Below are 24,601 nucleotides of genomic sequence, written 5' to 3' on the forward strand. Positions count from 1 at the left end.
CTGGCCTGCCTGCGCACCGTCAAAGTGCATCGAACCGGACCTTTATTCCGGGCAGACCAGAGAAACCAACATGGCCCTGATCAGCCTCAAGTCCCTCGGCGTCACCATGAGTGCGCCGCTCTTTTCCAACCTTGACCTCAGCATCGGCACCGGCGACCGGCTCGGCATCGTCGCCGCCAACGGCCGCGGCAAGTCCACCTTGCTGAAATGCCTGACCGGCGAGGTGGAGCCGACAGCAGGCGACATCACCCGCACGCGCGGCCTGCGCGTCGGCTATGTCGAGCAAGCCGTTCCCGCAGCACTGGCCGAGCATGGCTTTCAGCAGATGGTGGCCGACGCCTTGCCGGCCGAGCAGGCCGAAAGCGAGCAATGGCGCGTCGATGTCGTTCTCGATTCACTCGACGTGCCGCAGCCGATGCGCGAGCGGCCGATGCGGGCCTTGAGCGGCGGCTGGCAAAGGCTGGCGCTGATCGCACGCGTCTGGGTCACCGATCCCGATGTCCTGCTTCTCGACGAGCCGACCAACCATCTCGACCTCGCCAAGATCAGCCAGCTCGAAACCTGGCTGAACGCACTGCCGCGCGAGGCGCCGGTGGTGATCGCCAGCCACGATCGGGCGTTCCTCGACGCAACGACCAACCGGACGCTGTTCCTGCGCCCCGAACAGTCGCCGGTATTTTCGTTGCCCTATTCGCGGGCACGCGATGCGTTGAGCGAAGTCGACGCCTCGACCGAGCGCAAGTTCCAGCGCGACATGAAGGTGGCGCAGCAATTGCGCCGGCAGGCGGCCAAGCTCAACAACATCGGCATCAATTCGGGCAGCGACCTTTTGACGGTCAAGACCAAGCAGCTCAACCAGCGCGCCCAGCGCCTCGAAGAGGTCGCAGCGCCGGCGCACCGCGAAAAATCGGCGGGCGCGATAAAGCTCGCCAATCGCGGCACCCATGCCAAGGTGCTGATCACGCTTGACGACGTGGCGGTCGAAACGCCTGACGGCACGCTGCTGTTCAGGACCGGCAAGCGCCACATCTGCCAGGGCGACCGCATCGTGCTGCTCGGCCGCAACGGCGTCGGCAAGTCGCGGCTGATCAGCCTGATCAGAAATGCCGTCGTCGAGCCAGAGACGGCAACACAAGGCGTGAAGGTGACGCCGTCGACGGTGCTCGGCTACAGCGACCAGGCATTGTCGGGCATCAGCGGCGACGACACGCCGCTGGCGATGCTCTCGCGCAGATTCTACGTCGGCGAGCAGCGCGCCCGCTCGCTGCTGGCGGGCGCAGGCGTCGGTATCGACATGCAGGAGCGCAGGATCGGCGTGCTGTCGGGCGGACAGAAGGCGCGGCTGATGATGCTAGCGCTGAGGCTCGCCAATCCCAATTTCTACCTGCTCGACGAGCCGACCAACCATCTCGACATCGACGGCCAGGAAGCGCTGGAGGCAGAATTGCTCGGCCATCAGGCGAGTTGCGTGCTGGCATCGCACGACCGCTCCTTCATCAGGGCGATCGGCAACCGTTTCTGGCTGATCGAGAAGCGGCGGCTGGCCGAGATCGACAGCCCGGAAGACTTCTTCCGATCGGTGGCAGAAGCGGGCGGTTGAAGCTTTGCGGCAAAAAAATCCGACGCTCTGTCGGATCATGGCCGCGTGCCACGTCCTTGGGATGCCGACACGGTGATGCCGGCGCCAATCGAGGAGAGAGCATCATGTCCATTCTGTCGTCCGTAGGTCGCATCGCGACCCGTTACTCGGCGGCTCGCGCCCGCTACCGCAGCGAGCGCGCCCTGCTTTCATTGCCGATCGAACTGCGCAAGGACATCGGCTGGCCGGAGATCGTCGTCGACGCGCAAAACAGCCGCCGGATTGCAATCTCCTTGTCCGAGGCAAGATGATAAGTTGAAGAGACCAACCGGCCGCAGCGGCGCCGTCATAAGCCTTGCGCGTCGCCCAGGGTCACTCCAACCGCCGACGGCCCGGCGCATCTGGTCCCGGCATTAAAAAAAGCATCTGACGTGTAGGATCGCCGCCGCTTCATTCGTCCTGTGGTCCGCAAGGTCAAACCAAACCCAGAGAGGAGCAAAAAGATGAACGACCAGCCCCAAACCCAGCCTAAAGCGAAAGTCCTCGGCGGATTGACGCCCTACCTTCAACTGGACGGCGCCTTTAAGGCTTCGGAATTCTATCAGAAGGCGTTCGGCGCCGAGCAGGTGTTCTTCTACCCGCCGGACGAGCAGGGCCGGACGATGCACATCCATCTCCACATCAACGGTTCGACCTTGATGATTTCCGACTTCTATCCCGAGCACGGAATGGCCCCGGTGAAGCCGCAGGGCTTCACCATGCAGCTGCATCTCGGCAGCGACGAGATCGACGCCTGGTGGCAGCGCGCCATCGATGCCGGTTGCAAGGTCGGCACGCCGCTGCAGGTGATGTTCTGGGGCGATCGCTGGGGTCAGTTGACTGATCCCTTCGGCGTGGAGTGGGCGATGAACGCGCCAGTAAAGGCGGCGTAGCGCCACCGTTTCTTCCTTCTCCCCTTGTGGGAGAAGGTGGATCGGCGCGCAGCGCCGAGACGGATGAGGGGTGCTGGAAGAAACGAGACGTTGGTGTTTCCCTGGAACACCCCTCATCCGACCGAGCTTCGCTCGGCCACCTTCTCCCACAAGGGGAGAAGGAAAATCCAACAAGGAGAACCCACAATGTCCTATGTTGATGGTTTCGTTCTCGCCGTACCCAAGGCGAATCTCGATGCCTACAAGAAAATGGCGCAGCTGGGCGGCACCGTCTGGATGGAGCATGGCGCGCTCGCCTATGTCGAGTGCATTGGCGACGACGTGCCCTATGGCGAAATGACCTCGTTCCCGCGCGCCGTGCAGGCCAAGGACGACGAGATCGTCGTCTTCTCGTGGGTCGTCTATGAATCGCGGCAGAGCCGCGATGCGGTGATGGCCAAGGTCATGGCCGATGAGCGGCTGAAGTCCGACTGGTCGGCGATGCCGTTCGACGGCAAGCGCATGATCTTCGGCGGCTTTCAGCCCTTCATTGAGTTGTAGGCCCGCATTACGCCAGCCGGTCGAGCAGTGGCTTGAGCCGGTCGCCATAGCGCTTCCACAGATCGACCGAGCCCTGGTACATCGGCTGGCGCACCTGCGCCGCCGACGCCGTGCGCACCGGCCGGTCGGTCTCGTGGAACGACAGCACTGCATCGTCCCATGGCAGGCCGAGATAGGCGATCAGCGCCCGCGTCTGCGCTTCCTGGTCGGCGACGAAATCCTCGTAGCGCACATCATGCACGACATCAGGCAAAACGGTGCGCCAATGCGCCATGATGTCGGTGTAGAGATTGTGGAAATCGGCAAGCTCGCCGAGGTCGTAGCCGTAGCGGTGGCTGTCGCCGCGGAAATGCACCTTGTAGATCGACAGGCAGGTCGCCGCCGCGTCGCGCGCGCAATGGATGATCTTGGCCTTGGGCAGCATCAGATGGATGAAGCCGACCAAAAGGAAATTGCCGGGCATCTTGTCGGTGACATGCCGGAAACCCGGATAGCGGGCGTGCAGCAGGTCCAGATAGGCCTGGCCTGCCTCGGCAAAGGCTTTGTCGGGCAGGTCAGCGATCCCGCTGGGGAAACCTCCCTTCATACCAGGCGGAAACTGTTTTCCCACCGCCGTCTTCAATATGCCGAGCTCGCCCGCGCCATAGACCTGCGGATGGCTGGCGATGATCTGCTCGACCAGCGTGGTGCCGGAGCGCGGCATGCCGACGACGAAGATCGGCGTGTCGTCGGCAATCCCGCTCGGTCTGTGCTTGTCGAAGAAGGCCTTGTCGAACACCGCCTTCATCGTTTCGAATTCGGCGCGTGTCTTGTCCGCATCATAGTCGATGCCCATGCGGCGGATGGCATTGCCTTCGGCGAAATAATCGAAGGCACGGCCATAATCCTTGAGGTCGTCATTGGCCTTGCCGAGGCCGAACGAAAGCTGCATACGCGCCAGGCTGCCTTCCGGCGCCTTGGCGTGCTGCGCCTCCATCCCGGCAAGCTCGGCGTCGCGCTCCTGCTGGCGCTTGACCTGGGTGAGCATCAGCCAGGCCCTGGCCACGCCGGGATCGACCGCCAGCGCCTGCCGGAAATGCTCCGCTGCCTCTGCGAGGCTGCCCTTCTCCATCAGCCCGACGCCCAGACCGTGCAGCAGGTCGGCGTCCTTCGGCCGAATTGCCAATGCTTCGCGGAAGACGGCGAGCGCCTCGTCGAGCCGCCCAGCCTCCTGCAGCGTTTCGGCAAGCCCGATGCGGGCGCGGACATGGAACGGGTTGCGGCCGATGGTGCCGCGATAGATCTCCTCCGCGCCCTCGAACTGGCCGAGTTGCTTCAGCGAGGAGCCGAGATTGTCGCGCGCCGCGAGTTGCTCCGGCCGGATTGCCACCGCGCCACGGAAGAAATCGACGGCTGCACCGACACGGCCGAGGTCGCGCATCACCGTGCCGAGATTGTTGAGGAAATCTGGATTCTTGGGTTGCAGGCGCACCGACTGCTCGAGGAGATCAAGTCCTTCGGCGCTACGCCCGGTCTGGTGCAGCAGCAAACCGAGGAAATGTGCTGCCGCCGCATGATTGGCCTTTTGCGCCAGCACCTGCCGGTAGAGCATCTCGGCTTCCTGCCGGCGCCCCGCCTGATGCAATTGCAGTGCCTGCTGCACGCGCTGGTCGAGCCCCAGCGGCGGCTGTCCGCCTGAGCCGAAATTGCCGCCCGCGCCTGCCGGTCTTCTCGGATCTCTGTTGATGGGAAACCTGCCGTGTTTTGTCCGCCTGCCGCGATCTAGGCCATCGGCGCGGCAGGTTCAAGGGTTCTCAGGCCAGCTTGCCGGAAATCCTTGGTTCATGGCCCGGCCAGGTCAGATCAGGCGGTTGGTCTCCGCAACCTGTCTGGCCCGCCGCAGCGTGCCGTCGGTATCGGCGATCCTGCGCCTGGCTGCCTCGTCACTTCGTATCGTCAGCCGTGCCGACACGACTTTCGCAGGCCCGGCGATCTGCTTGACAATCGGCTTGATGGTTACGGTCGAACCATCAGGTGTTTTCACGGAAAACATGATTTTTCCTTTCAGATGTAAATAAAAATCGATGCCGGGATGAATTTTTCCGGCACAATCTCAAACAATTCTTGTGAAGTTTCCGGACCGTATCACCATTTCCCAAATAGCCCTAGAAAAGTAAATTTACGACGAGGTCGGCGACGGGCGGGAATCTTCTTGAATAAACCGCATTTTGGGATTAATGAATTGAGATCGTTTTTTGGGCCAAGCTTGGCATCTCGCGGCGTCAGAAGTTCTCGACCCGCCAAACTCATTCCAGATCGCCGATACCCAAATTGCCGATACCCAAATTGCCGAACAGGGACCCACGACCTTAAGTCCCGGTGCCGCGAAGCGGGCACCACCCTATCGGATCCAAGACGACACTTCGAGGCACGAGAATGTCTGGCCGAACTACCCATTCCATCGCGCATTTCGAGGCACCCTTCATGATTGGCGGCCTGGACGGACAATTGCCGGCCGGCGACTACGACATCGACCACGATGAGGAGCTTGTCGATGGCATCTCGTGGCTTGCCTGGCGCCGTGTCGCCACTTTCATCCATTTGCCGGCGAGAACGGTGAAAAGCCAGACCAGCCAATTGGTCGCCATCGACTTCGCCGAACTCGAAACCGCGCTGAGGCGCGACCAGGAGAATGCCGCATGATCCGCTTCCAGCAGAACGCGCGCCCGCGCACCGACACGCCTGCGCATCTTTTCGCGATCGGCCAGACCGTTCGCATGAAGAGCCGCACCGGCCTTGTCCAGAAGACCGCCGAGCTGTTCCAGATCAAAAGCAAGCTGCCGGTCAAGGACGGCTCGCCGCAATACCGCATCCGCAGCAACGAGGAGACCCATGAGCGGGTCACCACGGAAGACAATCTCGAAGTGGCCAACGATCCAAACGGCTAGCCGCCCATCAACCGTCGCCACCATGTTCATCAATCACGAGGGACCAGGAAATGGCCAAGGGTCAACAGCGCAGCAACCGCGAGACACGCAAGCCCAAGAAGGACAAGACGGCAGCAAAGCCGGCCTCGCCCTTCGGCTCGGCTGTCAAGCAGGCGGAAGCCGGTTTGAAACCGAAGTCAAAGGGCTAGCGGCGGACGGATGAGCAGCCCTGCATTCATCCAGCCATCGCGGGCCGGATTAAAGATCATGTAATTTCGAAGCCCTATAAGGTCCGCTGGAACCGGGCCGATCACAGTTGGCTGCCTGGCGGGCCGCGCGCGAAATCGTCGCTCGCAGCCGAATGCAGGGAGGCGCACATGGACAGGTCGCGCATCATCGTGACTGCGGTGGTGCTGGCCCTGCTCGGTGCGATAGTGCCCATCGCGGCGATGTTCCACTTTTCATGGGTCCTGGCGGTTCAAGAAGAACACGAGCGGCTGGAGCTGTTCGCCAACCGCGCGATCGCCAGGGCCAGCATATCCCTCATGGATGCAGCGGCGCGTTGCGGGAGATCGACCGGTTCACCGGCGACCGCTGTTCGGTGGACCACATTGCCCGCATGCGGCGGCTCACCATCAACACGCGCTCGATCGAAGAAATGGGCTATTTCGAAAACGGCCTGCTCAAATGCACATCCTGGGGACCGACCGAAGGACGCGTTACGCAAGCCGCACCGGATTTCACCGCTGCAGACGGCGTTACCGTCACTGCCCGGATACGGCCCCTGGCCAACCAGGACCATCCGTTGATGGCCCTGCAGTACAAGCGCCATAATGTCCTTATCGACCCCCTGCGCTTTGTCGACATCGTCGTCGATCCCGACGTTCAGCTTGCCCTGGCGACAAACACGGGCGTCCTGCTCAGCGCGCTGAACGGGCCTGATCCTGCCCGCATCGGCAAGATCATCGCCGACCCGGGCAAAGGCCTGGATGACGGTCATCTGTTTGCCGCGGTGCGCGGGACGGACTGGATCGCCGTCGCCACCGAACCGGAAAGCCAGATTGTCGACAGCGTGCGTAGGCGGCAATTGCTGTTGCTTCCCCTCGGCGCTTTCATCGCCGCCTTCATCATCGGCATGGTTGTCTGGCTGTCACGGCGGCGGCTGTCGCCGCTTGGAGAATTGCAGATTGCCGTGCGCAAGCACGAGTTTATCGTCCACTATCAGCCGATCGTCGCGCTCAGGACAGGCAATTGCGTGGGTGCCGAAGCGCTGGTGCGCTGGAGACGACCCGACGGCTCGCTGGTCCGGCCCGATCTTTTCGTCCCGCTGGCCGAAGAGAGCGGCCTGATCGCGGCAATCACCGACCAGATCATCGCCCTTGTTGTTTTGGACCTGAAAAAACTTCTTGTCGCCAATCGTTCGCTCCACATCGCGATCAATCTCAGCCCGGCCGACGTCAGAACGGCAAGGGTCCTTCCGGTCATCGAAAAGGCCCTGCAGCACACCGGAATTCAGCCTCGGCAGATCTGGCTGGAGGCGACGGAGCGCGGTTTCGTCGACGTCGATTCAGCGCGTTCGACCGTCATTCGCGCCCGCGAGCTTGGCCATGCGGTCGCAATCGACGACTTCGGCACAGGCTATTCGAGCCTGTCCCATCTCGAGGGCCCGCCGCTCGATGCGCTGAAGATCGACAAGTCGTTCATCGTCACGAACGCTACGGATTCCGCCACCAGTTCCGTCACGCCGCATATCATCGACATGGCCAAGACGCTGAAGCTGAAGATCATTGCCGAGGGCGTGGAGACGCAGGCACAGGTCGACTACCTGATGGAACGCGACGTCGACTATGGTCAGGGTTGGTTGTTTGCCAAACCTATGCCCGCGGCCGAGTTCATCGCCTATTGCCGCAGGGCGGGGCTGCCGGCGTAGAGGCATGAGCCGCCAGCTGCCGTCGCGCGGCTGCGCCCAGTTGATGGATGAGCCTCCTCGCCCGGAGACGGGGAGGAAACCAGCCTCTCAGCAGGGACCGTCGTCGACGATGCGATAGTCGGCGGCGCGAGCCTCGCAAGCGTTGGGGAAGGTGCGCAACTCGCCGCCGCGGCGGGCGCAGACCGGGCGGTATTCGCGCGTGCAGAATGTCTGCTCTCCATCACCGCCACCGTCGCGGCACCGGCCGCCGCTGATGATGCGATATCCGGCCCGCTCGGCAAGGCAGGCATTGGCGAAGGTCTGGCGGTCGCCACCGCGCCGGGCGCAGACCGGATCATATTGTCTGGTGCAAAATTGCGGCTCGGGCCGAGGCGGGCGGTACCCCGGTCCGTCCTCCTCCACCACCACCGCGGTACAGGCTGCAAGTACTGCCGACAGCAACAGGATGGCAAAACCCTGTCGCGAGAAGATTGCCGCAGGAAATTTCACCACCAGACCTCCCTCGAGCCCCCGCTCCAATGCATGTCACCCAAAGCTGCCGACTCTGACCCGAGGGTGCGAAGCGGTTTGGGACAACGGCATGCCAAAAATGAAGCCGATCCTCGCCATTCCACCCGCCGAATGCAACCCCTGTTTGCAGGCTCCCAGCAGGCTGGACCATGCGTGGCCGGGCTATGGCCGATGACCACCGGGCGAGCACCCCGCTTTGTCGATGCCATGTGTGCGAAGGCGCCCATGAGCGGCCGTTGGCGCTACCTTGCAACCATCGCGTTTCCGTGCGATAAATTTTGTGTTCGGGCATTTGCGACCCGGAGAGCGGAACGTTTTGGACGACCTTTCCCCGATACTGTGAATCTCTGACGGCCCCGTTTTTCGGCGGGGGGTTCTAACCATGCGCCAATGCATGACTGCCGAAGCAACCACCGGGACTTGCCCACGGCGTCAGGCGGCGGGCAAACCACAAAGACTGACACGGGTGAAGGAGTTTCCCCAATGGCCCAGACCGGCACCGTTAAATTCTTCAACGCTACCAAAGGCTTCGGCTTCATCACGCCAGACGACGGCGCCAAGGACGTGTTCGTCCACATCTCGGCGATCGAGGCTTCGGGCCTCCGCACGCTCGTCGATGGCCAGAAGGTCACGTTCGATGTCGAGCCCGACCGCATGGGCAAGGGGCCGAAGGCGGTCAATCTCCGCGCGGACTGAACCGTCGGCGCGCATGTCCGCCCGGACGTGCCCTAGGGGACGTGCGAAGCCGGAGGTGCCAGGAATGAGCCCGAGGCCGCTCCAAAGGCCTTGAACCGGCTTTCAGCGCCGGACCCGAGTTTCGAAGGCGCGGCGGTTTCGTCGCGCCTTTTTTAGTGGCAGGGCGGCAAGCCACTGCTCGCAAAACTTTCTCTTGCCGATGGCGCTAAAATAAACGACAAATTTCCACTCGGGCATTTGCCGGCCCGAAACTGGACTTGATGGGATCAAAGGAGCTTCCCATGCCGCAGACCGGCACCGTCAAATTCTTCAATCATGCCAAAGGCTTCGGCTTCATCACGCCGGATGATGGCGCGAAGGATGTCTTCGTCCATATTTCGGCCGTGCAGGCGTCGGGTCTTCCCGGTCTTGAGGATGGGCAGAAGGTGACATTCGACACCGAGCCGGACAAGCGCGGCAAGGGTCCGAAAGCCGTCAACCTGTCGATCGGCTGAGCCGAGCTCGAGACAGCGTCGGGCGGTCCGCTGGCGCAGCTCCGCTCCTTGTTGAGCGTACAATATTTGTGCCTTGCGCCATGCCTGATCGATAAATCGACTGGTCCCAGCCCGCCAATTTCGTTCAGCCCCCGTTCAGCCACGGTCGCCTATTAATCTTCGGTAAAGCCGGACCGCATCCCCCAGATTACCCACAGATTACCCGGGCCGCAGATTACCCGGGCCGGCATGAAGGAGACCGAGATGAACCGAATTCTCAAGACCGCCGTCCTGTCCGCCGCGATCGTTGTAACCACGCTCGCGACCTTGCCGGCGGCCAGCGCTGGTGACTGGCGCCACCGGCACCACCATCGTGGCAATGGCGATGCGATCGCGGCAGGCGTCCTTGGCCTCGCGGCCGGCGCCCTGATCGTTGGTGCGCTCAACAACCCGCAGCCCAGCTATTACGACCCCGGCTATGACGATTATGATCGTTATCCACGGCGGCCCGCCCCGGTGCGCCGCTACTACGCGGAACCGCGGGTCGCCTACAATGACGGCTATGCCGAGCCATGGACCCGTGGCTGGTATGAATATTGTTCGGATCGCTATCGCTCTTTCAACGGCCGCACCGGCACGTTCACCGGCTATGACGGCGAACAGCATTTCTGCACCGCGAACTGAGGCTTCCCTGCCCCCCAAAAAAAGCGCTGTCCGCAAGGACAGCGCTTTTTTTCGGCGTCATAAGGAAAGGAGAGACCGACGCGCGCCGCGTGAGGCTACGCAGCCACGACGCGTTTAAATCAGGAAGGGGTTGCTCCGGCGCTCCTCGCCGAAGCGGCCGCCGGGACCATGGCCGCAGATGAAGCCGATGTCGTCGCCGAGCGGCAGAAGCTTGTCCTTGATCGAGGCGATCAGCGCGGCGTGGTCGCCGCCCGGCAGATCGGTGCGCCCGACCGAGCCGCGGAACAACACGTCGCCAACATGGGCGAACTTCGCAGCACGATTGTAGAAGACGACATGGCCGGGCGCGTGGCCCGGGCAATGAAAGACTTCGAACGCGTGCTGGCCGAACGAGACGGTATCGCCTTCGCCGAGAAAGCGGTCGGGCACGCAGTTGCGCACCGGATCGGTGATGCCGTAGTGTTTCGCCTGGTTCTCGAGATTGGCAAGCAACGGACGGTCGGCCTCATGCGGGCCGATGATCTCGATGCCGAGCGCGTCCTTCAGGTCCATGGCGCCGCCGGCGTGGTCGATGTGACCATGCGTGATCCAGATCGCGCCGGCGTTGATCGCATTGTCCTTGAGCACTGCCAGCACCTTGTCAATGTCGCCGCCGGGATCGACGACGACGCCTTGCCTGTCGTCCATGTCGAAGAGGATGGTGCAGTTTTGCTGGAAGGCCGTGACCGGCACGATGCCGGCGTTGAGCTGACCCATGATCGTCCTTTCGCTGTGTCGCTTCTGATTTAGAGACACACGCGAACGTCGTCCACCGCATCCGGCTGTCGCGACAACGCAAAAATGAAGTGGGCGGCCGAAGCCGCCCACGGAAAGCCCGAAACCGCTAAAGCGCGTCGCGGCTGAATGGATTCATGCGACGCGCTTTAAGTTATTGTTTTTATGCATGTCGTTATCGCAAAACCGCTACGCACCCTCGGGTCAAGCCGGGGCATGCTTTTGCGCGACTTGCATTAAGCTTACTTCTTCGTCGCGTTCATGACCGCGCCGATGATGGCCGTCAGAATGGCGCCACCACCGGCACCGCCGAGGATGTTCTGCACATTCAGCGCGCTGCCCAATCCGCCCGTTGCCGCTGCGGCCGCAGCCGGATCGATCGTGCCGCCGCCGAGCAGGCTGCCGAGGATGGCCGCACCGCCGACGCCGCCAAGGGCGCCGCCGAGGATTTTGGTAAGCTGCCCCATTGCCGCTGTCTTGAGCGCGGCGCCCACCGCCTGGCCACCAATGACACCCATACTCACCTGAACAATGATCTGAAGAAGCGTGTTCATGTCCATATTGCCAGTCCCTCCATAGCTGCCAGCCTCCCGGGCCGACAGCATCATGAGACGCCGAACTGGACGAAAGTCAAATGCCGAGGTGCTTAAATAAAAGGGGCAGTCCGAAAACCGCCCCTACTTGTTAAAAAAGTTGTGACTTTCGTTATTCTGCGGCAATCGCATGCTTGGGTTGAACGGCTGCAGAATAGTCGTTCATCAGAGTCTTGGCGATTTCGCCCACCTCGAATCGGTATGGACCGATCTCTGAAACGGGGGTCACCTCGGCCGCCGTTCCGGTGAGGAAGCACTGCTGGAAGCCTTCGAGTTCTTCCGGCATGATGGTGCGCTCGATCACCTCGAAGCCGCGATCCTTGGCAAGACCAATGACTGTACGGCGGGTGATGCCGTCGAGGAAGCAATCGGGGGTGGGTGTGTGGATCTTGCCGTCCTTGACGAAGAAGATGTTGGCGCCGGTTGCTTCCGCAACCTGGCCGCGCCAGTCGAGCATCATGGCGTCGGCATAGCCTTTGGCTTCGGCGGCATGCTTGGACATGGTGCAGATCATGTAGAGGCCGGCGGCCTTCGATTTCGACGGCGCGGTGCGCGGATCGGGGCGGCGCCATTCGGCCAGATCGAGGCGGATGCCCTTCAGCTTCTGTGCCGGATCGAAATAGCTGGGCCACTGCCAGATGGCGATGGCGCAGTTGATCCGGCTGTTTTGCGCCGAGACGCCCATCTGTTCGCTGCCGCGCCAGGCGATCGGCCGGACATAGGCATCCCGAAAACCCTGCTTCTTTAACAGCGTGCGGCAGGCGTCGTCGATCTCGGCAACCGAATAGGGAATCTTGAAGCCGAGCAGGCGTGCCGATTCGTGCAGGCGCTCGCTGTGATCGGTCAGCTTGAAAATCTCGCCGCCATAGGCGCGTTCGCCCTCGAACACCGCGCTGGCGTAGTGCAGGCCATGGGTCAGCACGTGGATCTTGGCGTCGGCCCATTGGACGAACTCGCCGTTCATCCAGATAAAGCCGTCCATTTGGTCAAAGGGAACGGATGCCATGGTAACCTCCCGCGGGCGGCCGCCCGCACATTATCGTTGCGCGTTTCTTGTCAGCCGCACCGGGCGGCCGCTATCTCGAAGCGTAGGCGGATATATAAGGTCTGGCAAACACAGGAAGTTCCGGAAAAACGGCTTTCCCTTGCCTTTTCGTTCGCAATCCGCCGAAAAGCTTGTCAAAAATTACCATTGCCGGGAAATTACGTCAATAGTACTGACATAATTTCCCTTTCGCACGGAGAAATGATGACGGATCGCAGCCACCCAGCCGGAAAACCGATCAGGACGGCGATCACCGACGAGGACGGCATCGACTTTGCCATCATCGAACTGTTCTTCTTCGCCTATCGCGATTTTACCTCCGATCCGGACCAGATCCTGTCCGACTATGGTTTCGGCCGCGCCCATCACCGGGTTCTGCATTTCGTCAATCGCAGGCCGGGCCTGACGGTCGCCGAACTCCTCGACGTGCTGAAGATCACCAAGCAGAGCCTGGCGCGCGTGCTCAAGCAACTGATCGACACCGACCACATCGTCCAGTTGCAGGGTCCGCGCGACCGCCGCCAGCGCGAGCTCTATCCGACAGCCAAGGGCCGCGCCCTGGCGCTGGCGCTGGCACGGCCACAGTCACGCCGCATCCATGCTGCATTGGAAGATTCCGGAGCCACCGAACGCGCCTTGATCGAGCGCTTCCTGGAAGCGATGGTCAATCCGGAACTAAGGGCGCAGATCGACATTGTGCCCGCAAAAACGTCAGGGAAAAGCCATGGAGACCATTGAAAAGGTTGATCAACCGGCAGCACCGGACGACGATGCGCCGCATCTGCTGGTGATTGATGACGATACCCGTATCCGCAATCTTCTCAAACAATATCTGACCGAAAACGGCTTTCGTGTCACCGTTGCCGGAAATTCCGGCGAAGCGCGGCGCAAGCTCGCCGGCCTCGATTTCGATCTGCTGGTGCTCGATATCATGATGCCGGGCGAAACCGGCGTCGATCTCGCCAAGGCATTGCGGGCAACCAAGAACGTGCCGATCCTGATGCTTACCGCGCTGTCCGAGACCGACAGCCGGATCACCGGGCTCGAGGCCGGCGCCGACGACTATCTGCCGAAGCCTTTCGATCCCCGCGAATTGATCCTGCGCATCAACAACATCCTGCGCCGCGGCGGTCCGGCAACGACGCCCAAGGTCGAGCAGCTGGTCTTCGGGCCTTACACGTTCCAGATCGCCCGGCGCGAGCTCAAGCGCGGCGGCGAGGCTCTGAAGCTGACCGACCGCGAGCAGGAGATCCTGGCGATCTTCGCGGCCCGTGCCGGCGAAACGATACCGCGTCATGAACTTGTCGGCGACGAATCCGAAGTCGGCGAGCGCACCATCGACGTCCAGATCAACAGGCTGCGCCGCAAGATCGAGCGCGATCCGTCCAATCCGGTCTGGCTGCAGACCGTGCGCGGTATTGGGTATCGGCTCAGCGTGGAATAGACTGCCGCCCGCAGCCCCTTGTCGAGCGGCTGCGGATGCGCAAAAAGGGCGAATGGCGACCACGCAACTGGAACGGCCGGGAGATCGCGGCTTGAGCGCTCGCGCCAGGCGGGCACTGAAGGCCGTGCCGCTTGCCTGGAAACGGTTCTGGCGCCTCGTTTCGCTTTACATGCCGAAGCGGCTCTATGCCCGCTCGCTGATCATCGTCATCGCGCCGATGATACTGCTGCAATCGGTCCTCGCCTTTGTCTTTATGGAACGCCACTGGCAGACCGTGACGCAGCGCCTGTCGCAGGCCACGGTCCGCGACATTGCCGCGATCGTCGACCTGGTGGAAACCTATCCGCACGACGCCGACTACGCCAACATCATCCGCATCGCGCAGGATCGCATGCAGCTGAAGATCGACTTGCTGCCGCCCGATCCGCTGCCGGCGCCCGGTCCAAAGCCGTTCTTCTCGATCCTCGACGAAATTCTCTCGTCCGAGATCACCCATCAGATCAACCGTCCGTTCTGGATCGATACGGTCGGCAATTCCAATATCATCGAGGTCCGCGTCCAGCTCGAAGGCAAGGTGCTGCGCGCCTTCGTGCGCCGGAGCCAGGCCTATGCCTCGAACACGCACATTTTCCTGATCTGGATGGTCGGCACCTCGCTGGTGCTGCTGATGATCGCCATCCCGTTCCTGCGCAACCAGATCCGGCCGATCCTGACGCTGGCCGAGGCCGCCGAAAGTTTCGGCAAGGGCCGGCCGATGCCGCTCGATTTCCGTCCGCGCGGTGCCGAGGAGGTTCGCCGCGCCGGCTTTGCCTTCATCCAGATGCGCGAACGCATCGAACGCCAGATCGAACAGCGCACCGCCATGCTGAGCGGCGTCAGTCACGATTTGAGGACCATCCTCACGCGCTTCAAGCTGCAGCTTGCGCTGACCGGGACCAAGGCCGACACCGAGGCGCTCGGCCAGGACATCGACGACATGCAGTCGATGCTGGAAGGCTATCTCGCCTTTGCCCGCGGCGAGGCAACGGAAGACGCCGGCCGTTTCAACCTTGAAGCCTATTTCGACAAGCTCGGCGAGGAGGCGACGCTGCGCAAGCGCAAACTGTCGACCTCGCTCGCCGGCGATCCAAATGTGCATGTGCGGCCCCATGCCTTTGCCCGGCTGTTGTCCAATGTCGTCGGCAACGCCTTCCGTTATGCCAAGACGGTTGAGATCAACGCCAACCACGGCCGCGGCTCGCTGCTCGTCACCATCGACGACGACGGTCCGGGCATTCCGCCTGAAAAGCGCGAGCACGTGTTCAAGCCTTTCGTGCGGCTTGACGAAGCCCGCAACCTCGATGCCAGCGGCACCGGCCTTGGCCTTGCCATCGCACGCGACATTGCCCGCAGCCACGGCGGCGACATCATGCTCGACAAGAGCCCGCTCGGCGGCTTGCGCGCCGTCATCAAGGTTCCGGCCTGATTAGAATGACATGCGTCCAATTGGACGTACTGCTTCATCGGCCCGTCATGAAACCATGCTGAAGAGCGCGCATGAAGCGCGTGATCCCGATTGATTCGGCCTTGCGGCCCCGCATCAAGGAAACCGACGACCTTTCAAGCAAAGGCCTGCTATGCGCATCCTGATGGTCACCGACGCCTGGCGCCCGCAAGTCAACGGCGTTGTCCATACGCTGGAACGGCTTTCAGAAACCCTGAAATCCTTCGACGTCGAGACGGACTTCCTGACCCCGAATATCTTTCGCACCTTGCCGCTGCCGACCTACCCGGACATCCGGCTGGCGCTGACGACGCCAGGCCGCGTGGCGCGCCTGATCGAAGCGCGCAATGCCGATCATATCCATATCGTCACCGAGGGCCCGCTCGGCATCATGGCGCGGCGCTATTGCCGCAAGGCCGGCCGGCCGTTCACCACAAGCTATCACACGCGCTTTCCGGAATATCTGAGCGCGCGGCTGCCAATACCGGAAGCCTGGGCCTATCGCTGGCTTCGCGATTTCCACAATTCCGGACAAGGCACGCTGGTCGCCACCCAGTCGCTGGCGGACGATCTGGCGGCGCGCGGCTTCACCAAGCTAAGGCCATGGACGCGCGGCGTCGATACCGACCATTTCCGGCCGGACAAGAAAAAGGATATGGGGCTCAAGCGACCGATCTTCCTCTGCGTCGGCCGCGTCGCGATCGAAAAGAACCTGGCCGCCTTCCTCGACCTGGATTTGCCCGGCAGTAAGGTGGTCGTCGGCGAGGGACCGGAGTTGGCCAGACTCAAGGCCAGATACAACGATGCCCATTTCCTTGGCCACCGCCCGAACGACGAACTGGCCGAAATCTATGCCTCGGCCGATGTCTTCATTTTTCCCAGCCGCACCGACACGTTCGGCAATGTCATCATCGAGGCGCTGGCCAGCGGCACGCCGGTCGCAGCCTATCCGGTGACCGGGCCGATCGACATTGTCGGCGACGGCGTCGGCGGAGCGGTGTCGAACGATTTGCGTGAGGCCGCGCTCGCCGCGCTCGATGTCGACCGCGAAGAGGCGCGCCAACGGGCCATGCGCTACAGCTGGAAGGCCTGCGCGGAGATGTTCCTGGAAACGGTTGGAGAGGCGCTGGGCAGCCAGCGAAAACTGACACCACCTTTCGCCATCCACGGGCGAAGCGGCGGCAACGCCGGCGCGCAGACCCGAGGATCCATTTCGTGACCTGCGAGCGGCCCGTTTCGGTGAAGAACTTGTCGGGTTGAGGCGGCGGCGGGCCGCACTTGCTCCACAGGTTCATCCGGAACGCTTTTGCCGAGAACAGGCAGCGGAGGCGCTGATCGATCTCAATTTCTTGCGCGAGCTAGGGTGCAGCTCTTGGCGTCCGTCTGGTCGTGACTGCGCTAGCTGGGGCAGCGACCCGGTAGCGGACCGTCGGAAGCAGAGAACGCCGTTGATCAGTTGAAGGTGTGCAGCCGAAGTTTCAAGCTGCCATCTGCCTGCTTTTCGAAGACGTGGGTTGCCACCCCGGCCCACGGCTGATCCGCACCATTGGCGTCTTTACCCTTGGCCGACCATTTCGCCGTGCCAAACAGCAGGTTGCCGTCACCTCCTGCTTCGATCAGTTCGAGCTTGTGGCCTGTCACTCCCATGCCGAAGAGGCCGCCAAAGAATTTCTCGACCCCGTCCGGTGCCTTGATGACGTCATGGGTGGCGGGTAAGAAGATCGCGTCGTCGGTGTAGAACGCCGCAACCGCCTTTGCGTCTGCTTTGTTGAACGCAGCGTCCCAGGCCACGTAAGCGGCTTTCACCTGATCGTCGACGGGGTCAGCGTTGGCGGGCGACCACGAAAAGAGGCAAAGGGAAAGCACAGCGAAAATCGCAGTCAGCAGTCGAACCATCGTATCCTCCCGAGAATTGGCGGCACAGCCCGACAGATGCCGCGTCAAAACAATACGCCTGGGCCGTTGGGCTGTCGACTAATCCGTTTTGGGTGGCCGCCCACAACGAAAACTCAATCGATGTAGTCGCCGAGAACGGCAATCACGTGCAGGTCAAGCCTGTGGGCACCCTTGGTTCATTCGCGGGCATTCGGCGTGGTCGCGATACTGCGGCCGAGGTTTCTGGTGATCACGACTTTTGGGGAAACCACGCGCTTCTTGAGATCAAACCCCTGGAGCGGCCAAGGAAAGTCTGCGCGTCGGCTTCGCTCCCGCTCCGCCCGTGGATGACGAAGCTAGAACAGTCGGCCGCCGTCCGGCACCCTGCGTTCGATCGCACCGAGGACGACCGCACCCTCCTCGTCGGGAAAGCCAAGCGTCAGCACTTCCGACATGAAGGGGCCGATCTGCCGCGGCGGAAAATTGACCACCGCGAACACCTGCCGGCCGAGCAGCGTCTCGGGCGCATAGTATTTGGTGATCTGCGCCGACGATTTCTTCACTCCGATGTCAGCGCCGAAATCGATCTTCAGCTTGATCGACGGCTTGCGCGCCTCGGGAAACGGCTCGGCCTCGACGATCGTGCCGGCGCGAATGTCGACACGGTCGAAATCGGCGAAGCTGATCTCGGGCTTGCGCTGGCTGCTCGAACTCATGGAGGTTCAGGTCCTGGCTCAGGCGTTTCCGTAAGTCTCGAAGAGGACGCCGGCCAGCGCATCCTTGGCCGAGGTTCCCGACCAGACGACGAACTGGAATGCCTGGAAGTAGCATTCGCAGGCCTCCAGCGCCGACGACAACAGCACCTCGACCTGCTGGCTCGACGGCTCGACCCCGCCGGCGAGCAGCAGCGACTGGCGGAACATGATCGCGCCCTCCTGCTCCCAGAGGTCGAAATGGCCGAACAGCATCTGCTCGTTGATCAGCGAAAGCAGCCGCATCACTTCGAGCGCGCGCGCCTCCGGCACCTTGATGTCGAAAGCGCAGGCCAGATGCAGCGCCTCGAAATCCTCCATCCAGGAAAATGAGACGTGGTAGTCGGTCCAGCTTCCGGCAACCGAAATCGAAATCTCGTCGTCGCCGGCCCGTTCGAAGGACCAGTCGTTGTTGTGCGCCACCTGCTCGATAACATCCACCGGATGGATTTCGCGCGAGAATTCGAGTTCGAGAAGTTCCATGAATGCTTCCTGTCGTTCCTTCGCCTCGGCCGGCGGGGCACCCACAACGAACAATTTTGTCTAGAACTCGGACGCCGGGACTTCGTCAACGCAAAGACCCAGACCGGACCCCACCGCCCGGCGCATGACCCTGCTCCGAATCATGCAACAAATTCAGTCTATTGATCGGGAGTCGCGTGACCAGCCCAATTTTTCGCACTGCGTCATTCGCATGTGGAAAGCCGCTGTCACAAAGATTCACGCAATGCCGGTAAGCGATTCACGACAAAGCGCTTTTTGCGATTGTGCTTTGTGGAAAAGTTTAACGTTATTTTTTTGGTCTGGGCTTTGCCGCAGCCGCAGGCGCCTGCCCGGTCAGATCGGCGAGCTTTGCCTCAAGCGTCTCGATGCGCGCAGCGAGACGGGTGTTTTCTTCCCTGGCTTTTACCGCCATGTCGCGGGCGGCCTCGAATTCTTCGCGCTGCACCAGGTCCATCGAGTTGAGAACACGCTCGGCCTGCCCCTTGAAGGCGGTTTCGACTTCGCGGCGCACGCCTTGCGCGGCACCGGCAGCGTCGGTCATCAGCTTGGCGAATTCATCGAGAATGCGGTTCGGTCCGGTCGACATGGCAAATCCTCGCTTGCTCGATTTGACGTAGTGGCGCGCGACGCGGAATGCAAGAACGTTGAGGCTGCTGCGTCATCAAGTCGGGTGCAATTTGACCTGACCTCGCAAGCCATAGCTGGTACCGTCCAAGAAAGAGCATTTTGACGGGGGCTGCAATGGCTTTCAGTGCGAATTTGGACCAGCGTCTTGCCGCACGCGACGCCGCGCTCGCCAAGGGCATCGGCGATGCCGACGCAGGGCGGGTGAAGCCTGCGGAAGAGGTGCTTGACCGCCTGGAGGCCAAATACAAGGGATTGGCCGGGACCAAGCTGTGAGGCGGCAGTACCGGCGCGATCAGCCCGCTTCCCGAAGCCGTATTTGCCGCGCCAGCGTCGCCTTGACCGGGCCAAAACCCTGCCGCATGGTCCGCGCCCGAACGTGATCGCAACCGGGAGATCCTGTTGAGCGAGTATCTTATGCTGCCGCTGGCCGCCCTGCCCTTCCCCAACCTCGACCCGGTCATCGTCCAGATCGGGCCGCTGGCGGTGCATTGGTATGGCGTCGGCTACATCGTCGGCATTCTCTTCGCCTGGTGGTATGCCAAGCGGCTCGTCACCAATGCAAGGCTCTGGCCCGACGGCACCGTGCCCATGAAGCCCGAGGATCTCGACGACTTCATCGTCTGGGCGGCTATCGGCGTGGTGCTTGGCGGGCGTGTCGGCTACGTGCTGTTCTACGACCTGCCGCGCTACATCGCTCAACCCTTTGATATCCTTGCTGTCTGGCAGGGCGGCATGTCGTTCCATGGCGGGCTGCTCGGCGTCATTCTCGCCATGACGCTGTTTTCCTGGTCGCGCGGCATCCGCACCTCGTCGCTGTTCGACGTGGTGGCGGCCGGCGTGCCGGTCGGCCTTGGCCTCGTCCGCATGGCGAATTTCATCAACTCCGAACTCTGGGGCAGGCCGACCGACGTGCCATGGGCGGTCGAATTCCCCAATGGCGGGCCATTTGCGCGCCATCCGAGCCAGCTCTACGAGGCGCTGCTCGAAGGCCTGGTGCTGTTCCTGGTCCTGCGCTTCCTCACCCATTCCAGGCTCAAGCTGAAGACGCCGCGCTTCGTCGGCGGCGCCTTCATCGCCGGTTACGGTCTCTCGCGCATCCTTGTCGAATTCTTCCGCGAGCCCGACCAGCAGCTCGGCTACCTCCTCGGCACCAACTGGCTGACGATGGGCATGGTGCTGTCGCTGCCGATGCTGCTGGCCGGCATCTGGGCGATGGTGACTGCTACCGCATCGGCCCAAAAATCGGAATCGATTTTGGGGAAGCACGATGCGTAGAATCAAAGTGCCAGGGCGTACTTTGTGCGTCCAAATGGACGCACGTCGCCCTAGGGCGGTAACACAGCCACAGCCGGTATGACCCGGCTGAAAACCCGCATCGTCGAGCTGATCGGTGCGGCGGGGCCGATCCCCGTCAACCACTACATGGCGCTTTGCCTGTTCGATCCGCTGGACGGCTACTATACGACGCGCGAGCCGTTCGGGGCTGCCGGCGACTTCGTCACCGCGCCGGAGATCAGCCAGATGTTCGGCGAGTTGATCGCCGTCTGGCTCTACGAAGCCTGGCTGGCGACCGGCCGGCCGATGCCGGCCACCATCGCCGAGATCGGCCCCGGCCGCGGCACGCTGATGAAGGACATGCTGCGCACGCTTGCGCGGCTCGATCCGGCGCTGACCGCCGGTGCGTCGTTCGCCATGATCGAGACCAGTCCGCGACTGGCCGATGTCCAAAGGCAAACGCTTGTCGCCACGCCGGCCGCGATCGGCTGGCACGAAAACATCGACACGCTGCCGCAGACCCCGCTTTTCATCGTCGGCAACGAATTGTTCGACGCGGTGCCGATCCGCCAGTTCGTCCGCGCCGGAACAGGCTGGCGCGAACGGATGATCGGCCTCGATGGCGCCGACCAATTGCACGTCTTCGCCGGCGCCGGCTCGGTCGATCCAACACTGTTGCCGGACGATGCCGAAAACGCGCCACAGGGCGCGATCGTCGAGGTCGCGCCGGCCCGAGCCGCGCTGATGGCGACCATCGCCGAGCGCTTGGCCGGGCTCGGCGGCGCCGGCCTGTTCCTCGACTATGGCTACCTCCAGCCAGGGATCGGCGACACGTTGCAGGCCTTGCGCAAGCACGATCACGAAGATGTGCTGGCCAATCCAGGCGAAGCCGACCTCACCGCCCATGTCGATTTCGCCGCCCTTGCCGCGATCGTGCGGGCGCATGGCCTCGATGCCCATCTCTCCACGCAAGGCGAATTCCTGGTGGAAATGGGGCTTCTCGAACGCGCCGGCCAGCTCGGCGCCAATGCCAATGAGGCGGCTCGCGAAAAGATTGCGGGTGAGGTCGAACGCCTCGCCGGCCCGCAAGCCATGGGCGACCTGTTCAAGGTGCTTGCTGTCCTGCCTGCCGGCATCGCCGTTCCGCCCTTTGCAACGGCGGATTGACTTTTCACTGCCGCCTCTCCCACTCTCCCGCCTTCCGACTGTCGCCGTCTTTCGACTGTCGCTTGACGAAATCGCTCTCACGGACAACAACGCAGCCATGCTGAATCAGACCAAACCGGATCCCGTTCGGTCGCCCTTGCTGGAGAAAGCGCGGGCGCAAGGCATTCGCCACGGCTATTTCACCCGCGTCGGCGGCGTCTCCAGCGGCATCTATCAGGGCCTCAACATCGGCACCGGCTCGAGCGACGACCAGACGCAGGTCGCCGAGAACCGCCGCCGCGTCGCCGACTGGATGGGCGTGCCATCAAGACATCTGTTGACCGCCCACCAGATCCATTCGCCCGACGTCGTCATCGCCAGGGAGCCTTTTTCCGGCGAGCGGCCGAAGGCCGACGCCGTCGTCACCGACCGGCCGGGGATTGCGGTGGGCGCCTCGACGGCCGATTGCGGACCGGTGCTGTTCGCCGATGCCGAGGCGCGAATCGTCGGCGCAGCCCATGCCGGCTGGAAGGGCGCCTTGTCAGGCGTGCTGGAAAACACCATTGCGGCGATGGAAAGCCTCGGCGCCCGGCGCGAGCGCATCGTTGCGGTTCTCGGCCCGTCCATCGGCCCGGAAAACTATGAAGTCGGCCCGGAATTCATCGCTCGCTTCGTCGAGGCCGATGCCGACTATATCAGCTATTTCGCGCCCTCCGCGAAGCCGGAACATGCAATGTTCGACCTCAACCGCTATACGGTCGATCGGCTGACCCGGGCCGGCGTCACCGCCGAAGGGCTCGGCCGCTGCACCTACGCCGAGGAGGATCTGTTCTATTCCTACCGGCGCAGCACCCATCGCAAGGAGCCGGATTACGGGCGGCAGATTTCGGCAATCGTTTTGGAGACAGAATAATGGCGCTGCATTTCGAACGGTCGGAATTTGACGCGCGGCGCGATCGGCTGATGATCGAGATCGCCGAGAAGAAGCTCGATGCCGTCCTTTTGTTTGCACAGGAGAGCATGTACTGGCTGACCGGCTACGATACGTTCGGCTTCTGCTTCTTCCAGTGCCTGGTGGTGAAGGCGGACGGCTCGATGATCCTGCTCACGCGCTCGGCCGATCTGCGCCAGGCGCGACACACCTCGATCATCGACAACATCGTGCTGTGGACCGACCGCGACGGCGCCAATCCGGCGATCGACCTGCGCAATTTGCTCAACGACCTCGACCTGCTCGGCGCCCGCATCGGCGTCGAATACGACACCCACGGCCTGACCGCTTACAATGGCCGGCGCCTGGACGAGCAATTGCAGACCTTTGGCCAGATCGCCGACGCGTCCGGCATCATCAGCCGGCTGCGCCTGTTCAAGAGTCCGGCCGAGATCGCCAAGGTGGAAAAGGCCGCAAATCTCGCCGACGACGCGTTGGACGCGGCCCTGCCGCTGATCAAGCAGGGTGGCGACGAAGCCTTGATCCTTGCCGCCATGCAGGGCGCGATATTTGCCGGCGGCGGCGACTATCCGGCCAACGAGTTCATCATCGGCTCCGGCGTGGACGCACTGCTTTGCCGTTACAAGGCTGGCCGCCGCAAGCTGAGCAAGAATGACCAGCTGACGCTCGAATGGGCCGGCGTCTTCCACCATTACCATGCGGCGATGATGCGCACGGTGCTGACCGGCAAAGTGTCGAAACGTCACCAGGAACTGTTCGATGCTGCGCGCGCCGCACTTCTGGCGGTCGAAAAGGCGATGACGCCCGGAAATACCTTCGGCGACGTGTTCGACGCGCATGCCCGCACGCTCGAAACCCACAATTTGACCAAGCACCGGCTCAACGCCTGCGGCTATTCGCTCGGCGCCCGCTTCACCCCATCATGGATGGACATGCCGATGTTCTATCAGGGCAATCCCGAACCGATCGCGCCGAACATGACGCTGTTCGCCCATATGATCATCATGGACTCGGAAACCGAGACGGCAATGACGCTTGGCCGCACCTATCTGACGACTGAATCGCAGCCGAAGCCGCTGTCCCGCCATGATCTCGACTTGATTGTGCAATGAATCCATAATGGTAAGAATGCAAGAGGCGTTCATCGCCAGGGAGTTTTGAGGCAAATGAGGCGATCGCATGCGACGACCGTGTCATTGCTCGCGGCGCTGGCGCTGGCCGCCTGCACCAACGCGAAGGACGTTCTCGAACCCTCGGCCATCGCCCCGCAGTCGACACAGACCGTGCCAACGGCCGGAAGCGGCACGGCTGCAACACCCACCGCACCTGCGACGACCGCGCAGCCTCCCGCAGCAACACAGCCTTCCGCCCCTGCGCAGCCTGCAACCACGACCGCGCCGCCCGCAAAGAGCGCCGCCGTCATCGCACGAACCCGCCTGCAGGTAGCGCCGATCGTCGGCGCCTCGGTGGAAGCCGCGACACCGCTGACCGCGGCGCTTCAGACGCGAGCCAAGCAGCGCGGCATCACCTTGGCAGGCAGCGCCGGCCAGACCCCGACGCACGTGCTGAAAGGCTATTTCTCGACGATGTCGGAAGGCAAGGATACCACCGTCATCTATGTCTGGGACGTCTATGACCCGGCAGGCAACCGGCTGCATCGCATCAACGGCCAGCAGAAGGCGGCCTCGGTCAATGGTGGCGAAGGGTGGGCTGCGGTCGCGCCGGAAACCATGCAGGCGATCGCCGACCAGACGATCGACCAGTTCGCCACATGGCTTGGCGGCCAAGCGGGCTGACCGGCGGGCTGACATGTTGCCGGCTTCCCTCGCCGTCGACGTTTATTGAGATTAGCCGGCGGATTCCCGATCACGACGCTTGCAA

At 62.5% G+C, this 24,601-nt stretch carries 30 protein-coding genes and 1 pseudogene; 21 read left to right on the forward strand and 10 right to left on the reverse strand.

The features are described from left to right. The first annotated feature begins 70 nt into the window (after positions 1–70). From X738_RS60740 to X738_RS60755, 4 genes are all read left to right on the forward strand, one after another. Positions 71–1,600, forward strand: a complete 1,530-nt coding sequence (locus X738_RS60740; protein WP_023799859.1) for an ABC-F family ATP-binding cassette domain-containing protein — start codon at positions 71–73, stop codon at positions 1,598–1,600. Positions 1,601–1,704: 104 nt separating this feature from the next. Continuing rightward, positions 1,705–1,890, forward strand: coding sequence for a hypothetical protein (locus tag X738_RS60745; RefSeq protein ID WP_023799860.1), 186 nt, complete (start codon positions 1,705–1,707; stop codon positions 1,888–1,890). 192 nt (positions 1,891–2,082) lie between these two features. Next, positions 2,083–2,511: a VOC family protein gene (locus X738_RS60750; protein ID WP_023799861.1), complete on the forward strand. Its 429-nt coding sequence runs from the start codon at positions 2,083–2,085 to the stop codon at positions 2,509–2,511. A 186-nt stretch (positions 2,512–2,697) separates the two neighbouring features. After that, complete coding sequence (locus X738_RS60755) at positions 2,698–3,051, forward strand: DUF1428 domain-containing protein (protein WP_023799862.1); 354 nt, start codon at positions 2,698–2,700, stop codon at positions 3,049–3,051. Between the two features lie 7 nt (positions 3,052–3,058). Here the strand turns inward: X738_RS60755 and X738_RS60760 are convergent, their stop codons facing one another. Then, complete coding sequence (locus tag X738_RS60760; RefSeq protein ID WP_023799863.1) at positions 3,059–4,693, reverse strand: tetratricopeptide repeat-containing sulfotransferase family protein; 1,635 nt, start codon at positions 4,691–4,693, stop codon at positions 3,059–3,061. A 195-nt stretch (positions 4,694–4,888) separates the two neighbouring features. Next, positions 4,889–5,083 carry a hypothetical protein gene (locus tag X738_RS60765; RefSeq protein ID WP_023799864.1) on the reverse strand — a complete coding sequence of 65 codons (195 nt, stop codon included), beginning with the start codon at positions 5,081–5,083 and terminating at the stop codon, positions 4,889–4,891. 383 nt (positions 5,084–5,466) lie between these two features. Here X738_RS60765 and X738_RS60770 point away from each other — a divergent pair, with 383 nt between their 5' ends. From X738_RS60770 to X738_RS60780, 4 genes and pseudogenes are all read left to right on the forward strand, one after another. Continuing rightward, a complete protein-coding gene (locus X738_RS60770; protein WP_023799865.1) occupies positions 5,467–5,733 on the forward strand; it encodes a hypothetical protein in 267 nt (88 codons plus the stop codon). Beyond that, positions 5,730–5,978, forward strand: a complete 249-nt coding sequence (locus X738_RS60775; protein ID WP_023799866.1) for a hypothetical protein — start codon at positions 5,730–5,732, stop codon at positions 5,976–5,978. The genes X738_RS60770 and X738_RS60775 overlap by 4 nt, the downstream gene beginning before the upstream one ends. A 50-nt stretch (positions 5,979–6,028) precedes the next feature. Further along, positions 6,029–6,166, forward strand: a complete 138-nt coding sequence (locus X738_RS86095) for a hypothetical protein (protein WP_023799867.1) — start codon at positions 6,029–6,031, stop codon at positions 6,164–6,166. Between the two features lie 168 nt (positions 6,167–6,334). Then, positions 6,335–7,887: pseudogene (locus X738_RS60780) on the forward strand (EAL domain-containing protein). 87 nt (positions 7,888–7,974) lie between these two features. Here the strand turns inward: X738_RS60780 and X738_RS60785 are convergent. Then, positions 7,975–8,376, reverse strand: a complete 402-nt coding sequence (locus X738_RS60785) for a Kazal-type serine protease inhibitor family protein (RefSeq protein ID WP_023799870.1) — start codon at positions 8,374–8,376, stop codon at positions 7,975–7,977. 504 nt (positions 8,377–8,880) lie between these two features. Between X738_RS60785 and X738_RS60790 the strand changes: the two genes are divergently transcribed. The 3 genes from X738_RS60790 to X738_RS60800 all read left to right on the forward strand — a co-directional run bounded on the left by X738_RS60790 (position 8,881) and on the right by X738_RS60800 (position 10,250). After that, positions 8,881–9,093: a cold-shock protein gene (locus X738_RS60790; RefSeq protein WP_023799871.1), complete on the forward strand. Its 213-nt coding sequence runs from the start codon at positions 8,881–8,883 to the stop codon at positions 9,091–9,093. 281 nt (positions 9,094–9,374) lie between these two features. Beyond that, positions 9,375–9,587, forward strand: coding sequence for a cold-shock protein (locus tag X738_RS60795; protein ID WP_006202521.1), 213 nt, complete (start codon positions 9,375–9,377; stop codon positions 9,585–9,587). 243 nt (positions 9,588–9,830) lie between these two features. Beyond that, on the forward strand, positions 9,831–10,250 hold the full coding sequence (locus X738_RS60800; protein WP_031255241.1) for a BA14K family protein: 420 nt from the start codon (positions 9,831–9,833) through the stop codon (positions 10,248–10,250). A 114-nt stretch (positions 10,251–10,364) separates the two neighbouring features. Here X738_RS60800 and X738_RS60805 read toward each other — a convergent pair whose 3' ends face one another. From X738_RS60805 to X738_RS60815, 3 genes are all read right to left on the reverse strand, one after another. Next, positions 10,365–11,006 (reverse strand): MBL fold metallo-hydrolase, encoded by a 642-nt coding sequence (locus X738_RS60805; protein WP_023799873.1) that lies wholly within the window; start codon positions 11,004–11,006, stop codon positions 10,365–10,367. A 260-nt stretch (positions 11,007–11,266) separates the two neighbouring features. Then, on the reverse strand, positions 11,267–11,584 hold the full coding sequence (locus X738_RS60810; protein ID WP_023799874.1) for a hypothetical protein: 318 nt from the start codon (positions 11,582–11,584) through the stop codon (positions 11,267–11,269). Positions 11,585–11,729: 145 nt separating this feature from the next. After that, positions 11,730–12,623, reverse strand: a complete 894-nt coding sequence (locus X738_RS60815) for a branched-chain amino acid aminotransferase (protein ID WP_023799875.1) — start codon at positions 12,621–12,623, stop codon at positions 11,730–11,732. A gap of 243 nt (positions 12,624–12,866) precedes the next feature. On the opposite strand from X738_RS60815, the gene X738_RS60820 reads away from it, so the two are divergent. The 4 genes from X738_RS60820 (at position 12,867) to X738_RS60835 (ending at position 16,808) form a co-directional block, all read left to right on the forward strand. Continuing rightward, positions 12,867–13,400 carry a MarR family winged helix-turn-helix transcriptional regulator gene (locus X738_RS60820; protein ID WP_031255243.1) on the forward strand — a complete coding sequence of 178 codons (534 nt, stop codon included), beginning with the start codon at positions 12,867–12,869 and terminating at the stop codon, positions 13,398–13,400. After that, a complete protein-coding gene (locus tag X738_RS60825) occupies positions 13,387–14,106 on the forward strand; it encodes a response regulator (protein WP_023799877.1) in 720 nt (239 codons plus the stop codon). The genes X738_RS60820 and X738_RS60825 overlap by 14 nt, the downstream gene beginning before the upstream one ends. Before the next feature lie 52 nt (positions 14,107–14,158). After that, positions 14,159–15,571: an ATP-binding protein gene (locus X738_RS60830; RefSeq protein WP_023799878.1), complete on the forward strand. Its 1,413-nt coding sequence runs from the start codon at positions 14,159–14,161 to the stop codon at positions 15,569–15,571. A 151-nt stretch (positions 15,572–15,722) separates the two neighbouring features. Further along, complete coding sequence (locus tag X738_RS60835) at positions 15,723–16,808, forward strand: glycosyltransferase family 4 protein (protein WP_023799880.1); 1,086 nt, start codon at positions 15,723–15,725, stop codon at positions 16,806–16,808. Positions 16,809–17,041: 233 nt separating this feature from the next. Here X738_RS60835 and X738_RS60840 read toward each other — a convergent pair whose 3' ends face one another. From X738_RS60840 to X738_RS60855, 4 genes are all read right to left on the reverse strand, one after another. After that, the gene (locus tag X738_RS60840) at positions 17,042–17,485 is read right to left on the reverse strand and encodes a YybH family protein (RefSeq protein WP_023799881.1); all 444 of its coding nucleotides are present in this window, start codon (positions 17,483–17,485) and stop codon (positions 17,042–17,044) included. Between the two features lie 335 nt (positions 17,486–17,820). Beyond that, positions 17,821–18,180 (reverse strand): tRNA-binding protein, encoded by a 360-nt coding sequence (locus tag X738_RS60845; RefSeq protein WP_023799882.1) that lies wholly within the window; start codon positions 18,178–18,180, stop codon positions 17,821–17,823. Between the two features lie 18 nt (positions 18,181–18,198). Continuing rightward, entirely contained in the window at positions 18,199–18,699 is a 501-nt protein-coding gene (locus tag X738_RS60850; protein ID WP_006202532.1) for a YbjN domain-containing protein, read from the reverse strand. 307 nt (positions 18,700–19,006) lie between these two features. Then, a complete protein-coding gene (locus X738_RS60855) occupies positions 19,007–19,306 on the reverse strand; it encodes an accessory factor UbiK family protein (RefSeq protein WP_023799883.1) in 300 nt (99 codons plus the stop codon). Positions 19,307–19,461: 155 nt separating this feature from the next. On the opposite strand from X738_RS60855, the gene X738_RS80920 reads away from it, so the two are divergent. The 6 genes from X738_RS80920 (at position 19,462) to X738_RS60880 (ending at position 24,516) form a co-directional block, all read left to right on the forward strand. Then, positions 19,462–19,620 (forward strand): hypothetical protein, encoded by a 159-nt coding sequence (locus X738_RS80920; RefSeq protein ID WP_023799884.1) that lies wholly within the window; start codon positions 19,462–19,464, stop codon positions 19,618–19,620. Between the two features lie 126 nt (positions 19,621–19,746). Next, positions 19,747–20,622, forward strand: coding sequence for a prolipoprotein diacylglyceryl transferase (gene lgt, locus X738_RS60860; RefSeq protein ID WP_084833748.1), 876 nt, complete (start codon positions 19,747–19,749; stop codon positions 20,620–20,622). 78 nt (positions 20,623–20,700) lie between these two features. Then, the gene (locus X738_RS60865; RefSeq protein WP_023799886.1) at positions 20,701–21,789 is read left to right on the forward strand and encodes a class I SAM-dependent methyltransferase; all 1,089 of its coding nucleotides are present in this window, start codon (positions 20,701–20,703) and stop codon (positions 21,787–21,789) included. A gap of 97 nt (positions 21,790–21,886) precedes the next feature. Beyond that, the gene (pgeF, locus tag X738_RS60870) at positions 21,887–22,681 is read left to right on the forward strand and encodes a peptidoglycan editing factor PgeF (protein ID WP_023799887.1); all 795 of its coding nucleotides are present in this window, start codon (positions 21,887–21,889) and stop codon (positions 22,679–22,681) included. Continuing rightward, a complete protein-coding gene (locus X738_RS60875; RefSeq protein ID WP_023799888.1) occupies positions 22,681–23,832 on the forward strand; it encodes a M24 family metallopeptidase in 1,152 nt (383 codons plus the stop codon). Before pgeF ends, X738_RS60875 begins: the two co-directional genes overlap by 1 nt. 54 nt (positions 23,833–23,886) lie before the next feature. After that, a complete protein-coding gene (locus X738_RS60880; RefSeq protein ID WP_023799889.1) occupies positions 23,887–24,516 on the forward strand; it encodes a hypothetical protein in 630 nt (209 codons plus the stop codon). Positions 24,517–24,601: the final 85 nt, after the last annotated feature.

The sequence above is a fragment of the Mesorhizobium sp. L48C026A00 genome (assembly GCF_000502375.1).
GTDB classification, from domain to species: Bacteria; Pseudomonadota; Alphaproteobacteria; order Rhizobiales; family Rhizobiaceae; genus Mesorhizobium; species Mesorhizobium muleiense.